The organism is Ensifer sp., from assembly GCF_035999185.1.
Taxonomy (GTDB): Bacteria; Pseudomonadota; Alphaproteobacteria; order Rhizobiales; family Rhizobiaceae; genus Ensifer.
Genome location: NZ_DASYHB010000127.1, coordinates 52,608 through 64,849 on the forward strand (window position 1 = coordinate 52,608; position 12,242 = coordinate 64,849).

The window sequence follows — 12,242 nt, forward strand, 5'->3', positions numbered from 1 at the left end:
TCTCCTTCAGGCCGCTTGCTGCTGGCGTTCCAGCCAATGGGTAAAGGCCTGCCGTTCGGCTGATGTCATGTGCAGGCCGTGCTTGGTGCGGCGATCGAGAATGTCGTCCGCCGTCAGTGCCCATTCGGTGTCGATGAGAAAGCGCGCCTCGCGCTCGCAAAGGTGTGGGCCGAAGGCCGGGCCGAGATCTTCGACGGCCGTGGCGCCGGCAAGCAACGTGTGCGTCCGCGTGCCGTAGAGCCGCGCATAGTGCTTTGCGAGTTCACCCGGCAGCCAGCGATAGCGCGCCTTGAGTTCCCCCAGGAACTGTTCGAAATCTGCATCCGCCATGTCACCGCCCGGCAGGTGGGACTTTGCTGTCCAGGCCGGCCCCATGCGCGGGAAGAACGGCTTCAACCGCTCCAGCGCATGCTCGGAAAGCTTGCGGAACGTGGTGATCTTGCCGCCGAAAACCGAAAGCAGCGGCGCCTGGTTGTCGGCAGCATCGACCTCGAAAATGTAGTCGCGGGTCACGGCCGACGGGTTCTCGGCGTTGTCGTCGTAGAGCGGGCGCACGCCGGAGAAGCTGTAGACGATATCGTCTGACGTCAGCTGCTGCTTGAAGTAGCGGTTCACCGATTTCAGGAGATAGGCGATTTCGTTGTCATCCGCCGCCACGTCCTCAGGGCGCCCCTCATAGGGGATGTCCGTCGTGCCGATCAGCGCCAGGTCATTCTGGTAGGGGTTGATGAAGATCACCCGCTTGTCCGGGTTCTGCACCAGATAGGCCTGCCGCCCCTCCCAGAATTTCGGCACGACGATGTGGCTGCCTTTGACCAGGCGCACGCTGCGGGCGGAGTTCAAGCCCCCGATCCGGCCGATGACATCGTTGACCCAGGGGCCCGCGGTGTTGACGACGCATCGCGCCTTGGCCTCGGTCTTTGCGCCGGTGCGGGTGTCGGTCATCTCGATCGACCACAGCCCGTCGCGGCGGCGGATGGAGCTGCAGGCGGTGCGCGTCAAAACCCGGGCGCCGCGATCCCGAGCATCGAGCGCGTTCAAGACCACCAGCCGGGCGTCGTCCACCCAACAGTCGGAATACTCGAACGCCTTGCGGTATTCGCGCTTGATCGGCGCGCCCTCGGGTGCGGTCGCAAGGTCGAGGCTGCGGGTACCCGGCAGCCGCTTGCGGCCGCCAAGATGGTCATAGAGGAAGAGCCCAAGCCGCACGAGCCAGGCCGGCCGGTCCGCCGGGTTGTGCGGCAGCACGAAGCGCATCGGCCAGATGATGTGCGGGGCGGACTGCAGCAGCACCTCGCGCTCGATCAGCGCCTCGCGCACCAGCCGGAACTCATAATATTCGAGATACCGCAGGCCGCCATGCACCAGCTTGCCAGAGCGCGAGCTGGTTCCTTGCGCCAGATCGTCCTTTTCGCAGAGAAGCACCGAAAGCCCGCGCCCGGCGGCATCGCGCGCAATGCCCGCGCCATTGACGCCGCCGCCGACGACGAACAGATCGTATATTCCGGTCTCGGAACTCACCGTCGCCTCTCCTGTCATCAGCACGGATTGACCGGCGGCAGGCCGGCGATGTAGCGGCGCACTTCCTCGGCCGCCATTTCGGCCGCGTAAGTGACGGTGCGCACCGAGGCGCCGGCGATATGCGGCGTCAGCGTCACGTTCGGCAGTTGCAGCAGCGGCCAGTCCTCCGGCACCGGCTCGACCGAAAAGGTTTCGAGCATCGCCGCAGACAGATGTCCGCTGACCAGGTTCTCGTAGAGCGCGTCGTAATCGCAGAGCGGCCCGCGCGCCGTGTTCACGAAGATCGCGCCGGGTTTCATCTTCGCAAAGGTCTCGGCGTTCATCATGTTGCGCGTCTCTTCGGTCACGCGCGGGTGCAAGGTCACCACGTCTGAGCGGGAAAGCAGGGCATCAAGCGAGACCTGCTCGACGCCGGCGTTGAGATCGTCGGCCGAGAGCTGCACGTAAGGGTCGTGCACCAGCACCTTGGTCCCGAAGGCGCGCAGGAGGCGCACCACCTTGGTGCCAATATTGCCGTAGCCGATGACGCCGACGGTCATTTCGCAGAGCTCGCGGCCGGTGCGGTCGGCGCGGTAGAGATCGCCGCGCCATTCGCCCTTGCGCAGGGCCTCGTGGCCGGTGCGGATCAGCCGTGTCTCGGCAAGGATGGCGCCAAGCGTGAATTCGGCGACGGCGTTTGCGTTGCGGCCGGGCGTGTTGACGACGCGCACGCCGGCATCCCTCGCCGCCCCCATGTCGATGTTGACCGGACCGCCGCGCGACACGGCGACCAGCTTCAACCCGGGCAGCGCCTGAAGCATGCCGCGCGACAGCGGCGCCAGCTGCGTCACCAGGATCTCGGCGTCGCCGACGAACTCGACGATCTCGTCGGGCGTGCCGAGATATTCTTTCAGCCCGTCCATGCCCTCGACGGCATAACCGTGCTCCATCGGCACGTCAGGCCAGGGCAGTTCGAGCGTGCGGATGTCATGGCCGTTGCCGGTCGCCTCGACGATCTTGTCGCGAAACACGTCCGGCAGCATGAACCGGTCGCCGATAATGGCTATCTTCTTCATTTCGGTCTTTCCTGTTGGTGTCCCGCGGCTGCACCTTGGGAGAGTGCGTGCCAGACGGGCCTGAGCGCTGTGCGCGACTGCTTGTAGGCGGGGAAAAGTTCTTCGAAGCGTTGGGCTAGCGCCGGGTCAGGCGCCTCCGCCGGGCGTTGATAGGGGGCGACCCATTCACCGAGGCAATCGGCCATCGAGGGATAGATGCCGAGCGAAACGGCGGCGATCATGGCGGCACCCGCCGCACCCGCCTCTTCCCGCTCGCTCGTCTGCACGCTGGCGCCAAGGGCGGCACCGAGGATACGGCGCAGCGAAGCGCTACGCGCAGCGCCGCCCGTCAGCCGGATGCGGCCGGGCAACGGCCCCATCTCGGCGTAGCAATCGCGCGCGGCCATGGCGAGGCCGTCGAACACCGCCTTCACCATGTCGGGAAAGCCATGGCTGACCGAGAGCCCGACGAAGGACGCGCGCGCCGAGGCATCGACGAAGGGCCCGCGCTCGCCGGCCTCCGAGATATAGGGCTGGAAGATCAGCGACGTGTCCTTCGCATCCGCCAGCCAGCCGTCGACATGGGTAAGCAGCTCGCTCTTCGATTTCTCGACACCCATGCCTTTCAGTAGCCCCGACGCCACCGACAGGATCCAGTCGATGTTGAGCGTCGCCGCCATGTTCGACTGCATCTGCGCATAGGCGCCGGGGATCGGCATGCACATGGTGTAGCCGGTGAGATCGCGGTTGAGCCGCACGTCGTCGGCGCCATTGGCAAGCCGCATGTGCATGCCGGTCGAACCGATGATCGAGCAGCCGGTGTCGGTGCCCGGATCGTAGAGCCCTGCCCCAAGCGCCGTGCAGACGACGTCGACGTAACCGAGTACGATGGGCGTTCCCTCGGTGAGGCCCGTGGCCTTCGCCGCTTCGCCGGAAAGCAGGTGATGGGTGGTGGCGCCATCGACGATCTCGGGCAGCACATGCTTCAGCTTTTCGAGGCCGAGGAAGGCGATGACGTCGTCGCTGTAGCTGCGGGTGCGGAAATTGCCGAAACTGAAATTGGCCTCGGAGGGATCGGTGGCGCGCTTGCCGGTCAGCCTGAAATAGAGCCAGTCCTTGCAGTGGAAGGTGGTAGCGACGCCTGAGAGCATCTCCGGCGCATGGTCGCTCATCCAGCGAAGTTGCGGCCCCTGCTGGCAGGCGGCAAGGCCTGAGCCGGTGCTTTCAAAGCGGGCGACGTCGCCGCTGTCGCCGCGCAGCCGCTCGACCGTCTCGCCGGCGCGCGCATCGAGCCAGAGCCAGCCCTTGCCGACAGGCGCCCCGTCCCGGTCGATCATCCAGGTGCCATCACCCTGCCCGGTCACCGCGATTGCGGCGACACGGCCGGCGAGGTTATCGATCTTCTCCGACAGTTGCTTCAGCGTGGTCGCCGCATCGGCCCAGGTGCGCTCCAGATCCTGGACGCTGCCGGCACGGCCGGCCGCCTCATAGGCGTTCGGCAAGGCGGCCATGCCAAGCTGCCGGCCGGCGAGATCGAAGGCCACCGACTTGATGACCGAGGTTCCCGCATCGATGCCGATGAGGATGTCCCGCATCAGGCGAGCTCCTGTCCATGGCTGATCGCCCGGCCGCTCTCGCCATCGAAGACGTGCAGGCTCGACGGGTCGAGATGGATGCCGATCGGCTGGCCGACATCGAGCTCGGTGCGGTCGTGCTCGACCAGCACCATGGTGCCACCGGCAAAGTCGGCGGCGATATGGGTCTGGTCGCCGAGCCACTGGTTGACGGCGACGCGGCCGGTCACGCCATCGGCGCTGCGACGCACCGAATAGGGGCGGATGCCGAGCACCACCTTCTGCCGCTTGATGAGTTCGTCACGCACCGCATGCGAAAAATCCGAGGCCGGATATTCGAGCCGCACGCCGTCCTTGAGGCCGAAGGCCATCCTGCTTTCGGAACCGGTGACACTCGCCTCGAAGACGTTCATCGGTGGCTCGCCGACGAAGGTGCCGGTGAAGAGATTGGCCGGCCGCTCCTTGATCTTCTGCGGCGTGTCGAATTGCTGCAGCACTCCGCCTTCCATGACCGCGATGCGGTCGGCAAGCGCATTGGCTTCCGTCTGGTCGTGGGTAACGAGGATCGCCGTCAGCCCGCGCTCCTTGATGAAGTGCTTGATGCGGCCGCGCAAAAGTGCCCGCAGCTGCGGCTCGAGCTGCCCCATCGGCTCGTCGAGCAGGTGCAGGTTGGCATCGCGGATCAGCGCCCGGCCGAGCGAGGCGCGCTGCTGCTGGCCGCCGGAGATCGAGCTCGGGTAACGCCCGAGAATGTCCTCGATTTCCAGAAGCTTGGCGATACCCGCCACCTTCTCGTCGACGACGCTCTGCGAGAGCTTCGAAGCCTTGAGCGCGAAGGCGATGTTTTCGCGCACCGTCAGCGGCGGATAGAGCGAATAGCCCTCGAACGCCATGGCGACGTTGCGGCGCACCGGCGGCAGGGTCTGCACCGGCCGTCCCGCGAGCGAGATGGTGCCGCGCGACACCGCCTCGAAGCCGGCGATCATGCGCAAGGTCGAGGTCTTGCCGCAGCCGGACGAGCCGAGCAGCGCGATGATCTCGCCCTTTTGCACATCCATGTTCAGCTTCTTCACGGCATGCACGCCGAAGTCGACGGGGCCGTAGAACTTGTCGACGTCCTTGATCAGAAGGGCCGTATCACTCATGCCGCTTCTCCATTGCGCTTGGCTGCGATGTCGGCGCGCGGCAAAAGAGTGCCGCTCGCCCGGTCGAAGAGGAAGGCCTGCGCGCCGTTGACGGCAATATGGGCCGGTCCTGCGCTCGGGCCAGGCGTTCCGGCCGGGCGCGACACCAGGATTTCGCGGCCCCGCGCCGTCAGAGCCAGCGTCACCGTCTTTTCGTTGAGCGGCGTTTCCGCCTCGACCGTGACGGGAATCGCGCCGGGTGCTGCGGCATCGACGAAGCTGATTGCTTCCGGGCGAAGCCCGAGAACGCACTCACGGCCGACGACATCGGCGCCATAATCGGCGAGCCGAACCCGAACGTTGGAAAGCTCGACGAACACCCCCTCACCGCCGCGCTGCGGCGTGACATCGAGCAGGTTGATCGTCGGGTCGCCGAAGAGCCGGGCAATCTCGATATCGGCGGGCGCGTTGTAGATCTGTTGCGGCGTGCCGATCTGGCGGATGCGGCCTGCGGCCATGACCGCGATCCGGTCACCGAGCGCCATCGCTTCCTTGTAGTCCTGGGTAACGTAGACGACGGTTGCGCCCTGTGCTGCAAGCAGCCGTGGCAGTTCCAGCCGCATCTCGAAACGCAGCTTGGCGTCGACGTTGCGCAAGGGATCATCAAGCAGAAGCAGCGGCGGCGAGCCGACCAGCGCGCGGGCAAGGGCCGTCCTCTGCTTCTGGCCGTTCGAAAGCGCCTTCGGGTGGTGGCTGAGCACGTGGTCGATCTTCAGGAGCTTCGCCACCTTCTGCACGCCAGCGGCAATCTTCTCCTTCGACGACCGCGTCGCCGTCAGCGGGCTTGCGATATTGTCAAACGCGCTCATGTGCGGAAACAGCGCGAAGTTCTGGAACGCCATGCCGACGCCGCGATGTTCGGCATCGACATCGGTCATGTCCTCGCCGCCGATCAGCACCCGGCCCGCGTCCGGCTCGATGACGCCGGCGACCAGGCGCAAGAGCACGGTCTTGCCGGCGCCGGAGGGGCCAAAGAGTACCAGCCGCTCGCCATCGGCGACATCAAGCGTCAGGTCGTCGAGAACCGTCTGGCTCTTGTAGCGCTTGACGATGTTCTTCAGTTGCAGCGTGGTCATGAGTTACCCTTTCACCGCGCCGAGCGACAGGCCTTCGACGAGGTAGCGCTGGGCGTAGAGTGCAAGTGCGAGCGTCGGCGTGACCGAAAGCACGATGGCCGCGGCGATCTGCCCGTATTGGATGCCCGAGGACGTGACGAAGGCAAGTGCTCCCACTGTCACCGGCTGTTTGTCGGCGGACGCCAGCACCAGTGCGAAGACGAAGTTGTTCCAGGCAAAGATGAAGGCGAGCAGGCCGGCAGCGGCAATGCCGGGACCGGCCAGCGGCAGCGCGATCTTGCGGAAGGTCGCAAACCAGGAATGGCCGGCGATGCGATAGGCATATTCGACGTCGGCCGAGATATCCTCGAAGTAGCCGCGCACGATCCAGAGGATCAGCGGCAGGCAGATCAGCTGGTAGACCCAGATCAGCCCGAAGTAGGTGTTGGAAAGGCCGAGCCACTGGAAATACTGCGTCAGCGGCAGCAGCACCAAGAGCGGCGGCGCGAAGCGGAAGGAGAGCAGCGTGAACGCGATGTCTTCCGACCCCTTGAACTTGTGGCGGGCGAAAGCATAGGCCGCGGGCACGCCAAGCACCAACGCCACGGCGACCGAGGCGACCGACAGGAAGATCGAGTTACCGAGATTGCTCATGAAGGCGATGTCGAGCGTGCCGGCTGCCGTCTGCAGCTTGCCGGTGATCAGCGCCGCATAATTCGACAAGGTGGGTGAGAACACGACAGACGGCGGGATCGCCAGGATCGTCTCGTTCGTCTGGAACGACATCAGGAAGATCCAGAAGATCGGGAACATGAAGAAGACGACGACGAGCGTGAGGGCGAGACCGCGTAAAGTCCGTTCGAGCGGAGACATGGTTTCCATCGGTCCCTCCTTTAAGCTTCGCCGCGAGCGCGTTCGCGCAGCCGCAGCCAGTTCTTGATGAAGACGTTGGACAGCGTGTAGGTGATCGCCCACAGGATGATCAGAAGCGCTGCCGAACGGCCGACATTGGTCGACTGGAAGAAGTTGAGATAGGCCTCGACCTGGAAGACGGTGAGCGTGTTGCCAGGCCCGCCTTGCGTCATCGCGTAGATGATGTCGAACTGCTGGATACTGTCGAGCAGCCGGAAAAGCGTCGCCGTCAGGATGTAGGGCGTCAACATCGGCAGGGTGATGCGGAAGAAGACGAAGCTGCGCGGCACACCGTCAAGAGCCGCCGCCTCGAAGGGCTGCGTCGGCAGAGAGCGCAGACCCGCCAGAAGCAGGATCATGATGAACGGGGTGTAGACCCAGATGTCGACGAGAACGACGGTCAGAAGTGCTGTGTCCGGCGAGGACGCCCAGCGGAAATCATGAAGCCCGATGAGGCTTGCGAGATAGCTGAGGATACCGAAGCTCGGATTGGTCATCAGCTTCCACATCAAGGCGGCGAGCGCCGGCGCAATCATCAGCGGCAGAAGCAGCATGATCGAGATGAAGTTGTTGACCGTCGAACGCCGCTGCAGAAGCAGCGCAATGCCGAGACCCAGCAGCAGCTCAAGCGTCACGGTGAGGCCGGCATAGAGCAGCGACACTTTCAGCGTGTTCCAGAAGGCCGGGTCGGTAATGAAGTTGAGGTAGTTTTCGCCCCAGTTGAACTGGCGCGCCCAGGGCTGGCTCAGCCTATAGCGCTGGAAGGAATAGACCACCGCCGTAAAGAACGGGATGAGGATGCCGATGCAGACAAGCAGCGCCGGCAGGCTCAGCACATAGGGAAGCATCTTCCTGCTGATCCTGAAACCGGAGGCTGGTCTCTTGAGGGTTTCTGTTGAAGCCATGTCGAGCTCCGTTCCTGAAGTCTTTAAAGAGCACGCGGCACGCGGGGACCTATCGGCACCGCGCCAGTTCCTCGGCATCTCAGGTTGATTGCGGTGCGACCTCAAGCGGGTCGCCACAGGCCGATTGCTGTCGGCATCTCGGGATCCCCGGCGCTTGTCCGCGCCGGGGATCGCTTGGGAGGCCTATCAGCCGAGACCCGCCTCTTGGAGCTGGCGGTTGATGCTTTCTGCAAGCTGGTCGAGACCTTCATCGACCGGCACCTGCTTGGCGACCATCTTCTGCAGCGTCGACGCCCATTCGGTCGTGACGTCGAAGAACAGGGGCTGCGCGGTAAAGTGGATCTTTGCGCCCGGCGCCGAGACGTCGTGCATTTCCACATAACCCGGATAGCTCTTGTTCAGCCGCTCGCGGAACATCTCATCCTTCCAGACCGAGGCGCGGACCGGGTTGACGAAGTCCATCTTCGTCGCGCCGAAGATCGCGTGCTCGAGACCGGTCGCCCATTGCAGGAAGTACCAGGTCGCGTCCTTGTCCTTGGAAAAGTTGGACATGGCGAGCGACCAGATCCAGATGTTCGGCGTCGGGGCGGACGCTGCCGGGTTGGCCGCGAACGGCGCGTAGGCAAGCTTGCCGGCCATCTTGTTGTCGCCGCCGTTCATGAAGTAGCCGAGGATGTCGGCGTCATAGATCATGGCGGAAGCGCCGGCGCCGAGATCGGTGCCGACCTGGTACCAGGTGTAGGTCGACCAGTCCTTCGGGCCGCTTTCCTGGATCATCGACACCCACTTGGCGTGGAAGGCCTTGGATTCGGCCGTGTTCATTGCCGCCGAAAGCTTGCCGTCGGCAGAAACGTTGAGGTCCTTCTGGCCAAAGTTGGCGTAGCCCGAAAGGAAGCCCGGGTGGATGGTTGCCCAGGAGCGCGAACCGCGCACGCCGATGCCGTAGACACCGCCGCCGACGTCCTTGGTGAGCTTGGCGGCAGCCGCCGAAAGCTCGTCGAGGTTCTTCGGAACGGCGACACCCGCCTTGTCGAACATGGCCTGGTTGAACGACAGGTTGTTCTGCTCATAGCCCCACGGAATGCACCATTGCTTGGCGTCGTCGGAGCCGAGCGCCCCGCCCGGCTGGCCGTTCCAGGCGCAGGAGTTCTTCACGCCCGGCAGGAAGTCGTCCCAGGCATATTGCGGGTTGGTCTTGGCCGGATCGTTGATCCATTCCTTGAGGTCGGTGATCCAGCCGGCCGGACCATAGGTCCAGGTCATGTAGGCGCCGGTCATGAAGGCATCGTATTCGGCCGAACCCGACGACAGCGCCGCCGTCACCTTGTCGAAATAGACGTCTTCCGGGAACACGTCATAGGTGACGTCGATGCCGGTCAGGTCCTTGAAGGTCTGCAGGTTGGCAATCATCGCATCGGCGTAGGGATGCTTGTTCAAGAGCAGCTTCAGTTTCTTGCCGGAATGCGCCTTCCAGTCGAAATCGGCGGCAAGCGCCTGGGTCGACATCATGTTGAACAACGTGCCGGCCGTGCCGACGGTCAGGCCTGCAGCGCCCAATCCCTTGAGCATGCCGCGGCGGTCCACCTCCCCACGCAGGAATGCGCTGATGAGGTCCTTCTCCTTCTCGTACATCCGTCTTCTCCTCCGTTGCGGGTATGATTGCGACTGCCGGCTACCCCACCGGTATTCCTCCCTTTAGAGCCTCTGAATGGCAGTCCTCCCTGCCCTCCTATGCTCCTGATGTCTCAGCGCCTCATGCGCCGTCGGCCGCAAGCGCCCGTGCCGTCCGCTCGTCGGTGATAAGGCCGCTCAAGTGCCCGCTGCTAAGCACCGCCCGGATCGCCGGCACCTTGATCTTGCCGCCGGCGACCGCGACCGTGCGGCGGTTCTTCAGGTCCTCTCGGCTAAGCGTGAAAGTGCGGTCGGACAGCGTCGTCTCGATCGGCCTGCCGTCTTTGTCGAAGAAGTGGCCGAGCAGTTCGCCCATCGCCCCACCCTTCTGAATGTCCTCGATCTCGCTGGTCTCGATCATGCCGGTCGAAACCAGCGACGCCTCGCGCACGGCAGTGCCGATGCCGACCATCAGGAGATCGGCGGTCTTGGCGAGATCGAAGACCTCGCGCACGCCGCGCTGGCTGAAGAGCACATCGCGATCCTCGACGGTGTTGGCGAAGAACGGCACCGGCATGACATAGGCTTCCGCCCCGGTGCGTTCGGCAAGCCGGTGGATCACGTCATGCGGATTGGCCGAAAACTTGCGCGTCAGGCCGCCGAGCAGCGAAACGAAGCGGGTGTTGCCGCTTGTCATACGCGGCAGGTATTCGACGCAAGCCGCAAGCGTGCGGCCATGGCCGACGCCGACCAGCGCCGTTTCGCCGCGCTCGATCTCGCGCTTTAAAAACTGTGCGCCGGAAATGCCGAGCGCCTTCAAGGGCAGGTCGTCGGCGTCGAAGTCCGGCACCACCTCGCAATAGTCGAGGCCGTAGCGGGCCGAAAGCGCTTGCTCAAGTTCGACGCATTCGGAGACTTCGCCGTCGATATAGACCTTCACCAGCCCTTCCTGGTTGGCCTTCATGATCAGCCGGTGGGCTTTCAGCGAAGTCAGGCCCAGGCGCTTGGCGACCTCCGCCTGGGTCAGGCCGCCGGCATAGTGCAGCCAGGCCGCCCGCGTCGCCATGCTGGTCTCGTCGTCACGAATACCTGTCCCGCCGATCGCCATCGTCTCCACCCGGTTCTTGCTGCGCTGCATGATATTTTTTGCACCGCGTGATATTTTTATCCGTTAATGAAAGAAATTTCATGGCGTGAAAAAATTGTCAATAGCGTTCGACAAGACGAACGATCACGTTTGTGGAAAGCCGGTTGAAAGACCGCGAAGGCTGCACGCAAGGGCAGCAACGGCCGGCAAAAGCGGCAACCGTAAACTGGTGAAACGGGAAAAGGTGTCGCGCGAGGCCGATCAACGGACCGTCAGCGATGCGCGAGATCGAGCGTTTACTGCCCGAGGTTCCGTAGATACAGCGACAACAACTGCGTCTGCGAGGAGATACCGAGCTTGCGGTAGACGTTGCGGCGGTGAACCTTGACCGTCCCGGTGGAGATGCCAAGCCTGAGACCGATCGATTCCGACGAATGGCCCTGCAGCACCAGCTCGACGATTGCGGCCTCCCGATCGGTGAGATTGAGATGCTGCCAGACGCCATCGGCCGGTGGATGCGTCGCCTTGCGCTTGCTGCGCCCGGTTTTGGCAAGTGCCGCATCGAAGCGGCGACCGAGACCCGCCCAATGGTGGCGCACCAGCGCCGAGACCAGCGGCTCGACCTTTTTGAGAAGTGCAAACTCGGCAGCACTGAACGTGCCGGTCGCCTCGCGCCGCATCAGCGACAGCACGACGGTGATTTGCTCGTCGACCGGCACGAAGAAGCCGACCTCCTCCGCAAGCCCCGTCTGGACGTAGTAGGTGCGGTAGTATTCCGAGGAAAAGAAGCGGTCGGGCGCCAGTTCCCGCATCCGCCACACCCCCGGCTCGCCCTTCGACGCTGCGTGGTAGAACGGGTCGAGCAGATAGGGCCCCGCCTGGTAAAGGCTGACGAAAAGCACATGATCCCGGGCGTTGAAGGTGCTGTAGAGATCGATCGGCCGTTCCTTGCCGCGATAGGCAAAGACGACCACGTAATCGAAGGTCATAAGTTTCGACATCAGCTGCCGATAGGCGGTGCCGACGGCCTCGTCCTCCAGCGGCGCGCCCGTCACCAGCGGCGCCATGACCTGAAAAAGTCCTTCGAGATCGACGCTCACACCGCTCCCCCGGCCGATGCCAACAGCTTCAAGGGTATACTCCTCACACAAGCCATCTTGCGTGAAAATACCTCTCTCGGGGTATATACCGGCAGGGCGCGCGGTGACTACGCTGCGTATCAATGACGGTGGAGTGCCAGGATGGGAGATCATGGCGACATCCGAAACAAACCGCAGGGAACAGACGTGACATCCGCTTCGACGAACGACATCGAGTTCCGTTCGGTCGCCAAACGTTATGGCGCCGTGACGGCCGTTT

Annotated in this window: 10 protein-coding genes; all 10 read right to left on the reverse strand. The window is 63.9% G+C overall.

Going from position 1 to position 12,242, the window contains the following annotated elements:
- Window positions 1-6: 6 nt before the first annotated feature.
- The 10 genes from VGO04_RS16645 to VGO04_RS16690 all read right to left on the reverse strand — a co-directional run bounded on the left by VGO04_RS16645 (window position 7) and on the right by VGO04_RS16690 (window position 11,950).
- Complete coding sequence (locus VGO04_RS16645; RefSeq protein WP_327497085.1) at window positions 7-1,539, reverse strand: glycerol-3-phosphate dehydrogenase; 1,533 nt, start codon at window positions 1,537-1,539, stop codon at window positions 7-9.
- Complete coding sequence (locus tag VGO04_RS16650; RefSeq protein ID WP_327497075.1) at window positions 1,539-2,576, reverse strand: 2-hydroxyacid dehydrogenase; 1,038 nt, start codon at window positions 2,574-2,576, stop codon at window positions 1,539-1,541. The genes VGO04_RS16645 and VGO04_RS16650 overlap by 1 nt, the downstream gene beginning before the upstream one ends.
- A complete protein-coding gene (locus tag VGO04_RS16655) occupies window positions 2,573-4,150 on the reverse strand; it encodes an FGGY-family carbohydrate kinase (RefSeq protein ID WP_327497076.1) in 1,578 nt (525 codons plus the stop codon). Before VGO04_RS16655 ends, VGO04_RS16650 begins: the two co-directional genes overlap by 4 nt.
- Entirely contained in the window at window positions 4,150-5,274 is a 1,125-nt protein-coding gene (locus VGO04_RS16660; protein WP_327497077.1) for an ABC transporter ATP-binding protein, read from the reverse strand. Before VGO04_RS16660 ends, VGO04_RS16655 begins: the two co-directional genes overlap by 1 nt.
- A complete protein-coding gene (locus tag VGO04_RS16665; protein WP_327497078.1) occupies window positions 5,271-6,389 on the reverse strand; it encodes an ABC transporter ATP-binding protein in 1,119 nt (372 codons plus the stop codon). Before VGO04_RS16665 ends, VGO04_RS16660 begins: the two co-directional genes overlap by 4 nt.
- Window positions 6,390-6,392: 3 nt before the next feature.
- A complete protein-coding gene (locus VGO04_RS16670) occupies window positions 6,393-7,250 on the reverse strand; it encodes a carbohydrate ABC transporter permease (RefSeq protein ID WP_327497079.1) in 858 nt (285 codons plus the stop codon).
- Window positions 7,251-7,261: 11 nt separating this feature from the next.
- On the reverse strand, window positions 7,262-8,185 hold the full coding sequence (locus tag VGO04_RS16675) for a sugar ABC transporter permease (protein WP_327497080.1): 924 nt from the start codon (window positions 8,183-8,185) through the stop codon (window positions 7,262-7,264).
- 186 nt (window positions 8,186-8,371) lie between these two features.
- Window positions 8,372-9,817 carry an ABC transporter substrate-binding protein gene (locus tag VGO04_RS16680; RefSeq protein ID WP_327497081.1) on the reverse strand — a complete coding sequence of 482 codons (1,446 nt, stop codon included), beginning with the start codon at window positions 9,815-9,817 and terminating at the stop codon, window positions 8,372-8,374.
- Between the two features lie 121 nt (window positions 9,818-9,938).
- Complete coding sequence (locus tag VGO04_RS16685; RefSeq protein WP_414650553.1) at window positions 9,939-10,934, reverse strand: sugar-binding transcriptional regulator; 996 nt, start codon at window positions 10,932-10,934, stop codon at window positions 9,939-9,941.
- Between the two features lie 245 nt (window positions 10,935-11,179).
- Complete coding sequence (locus VGO04_RS16690; protein ID WP_414650555.1) at window positions 11,180-11,950, reverse strand: helix-turn-helix transcriptional regulator; 771 nt, start codon at window positions 11,948-11,950, stop codon at window positions 11,180-11,182.
- Between the last annotated feature and the right edge of the window lie 292 nt (window positions 11,951-12,242).

Coding starts and splice junctions, on each gene's coding strand:
- VGO04_RS16645 (WP_327497085.1), bottom strand. CDS start 1,539: ATGACAGGAGAGGCGACGGTGAGTTCCGAGACCGGAATATACGATCTG.
- VGO04_RS16650 (WP_327497075.1), bottom strand. CDS start 2,576: ATGAAGAAGATAGCCATTATCGGCGACCGGTTCATGCTGCCGGACGTG.
- VGO04_RS16655 (WP_327497076.1), bottom strand. CDS start 4,150: ATGCGGGACATCCTCATCGGCATCGATGCGGGAACCTCGGTCATCAAG.
- VGO04_RS16660 (WP_327497077.1), bottom strand. CDS start 5,274: ATGAGTGATACGGCCCTTCTGATCAAGGACGTCGACAAGTTCTACGGC.
- VGO04_RS16665 (WP_327497078.1), bottom strand. CDS start 6,389: ATGACCACGCTGCAACTGAAGAACATCGTCAAGCGCTACAAGAGCCAG.
- VGO04_RS16670 (WP_327497079.1), bottom strand. CDS start 7,250: ATGGAAACCATGTCTCCGCTCGAACGGACTTTACGCGGTCTCGCCCTC.
- VGO04_RS16675 (WP_327497080.1), bottom strand. CDS start 8,185: ATGGCTTCAACAGAAACCCTCAAGAGACCAGCCTCCGGTTTCAGGATC.
- VGO04_RS16680 (WP_327497081.1), bottom strand. CDS start 9,817: ATGTACGAGAAGGAGAAGGACCTCATCAGCGCATTCCTGCGTGGGGAG.
- VGO04_RS16685 (WP_414650553.1), bottom strand. CDS start 10,934: ATGCAGCGCAGCAAGAACCGGGTGGAGACGATGGCGATCGGCGGGACA.
- VGO04_RS16690 (WP_414650555.1), bottom strand. CDS start 11,950: ATGGCGCCGCTGGTGACGGGCGCGCCGCTGGAGGACGAGGCCGTCGGC.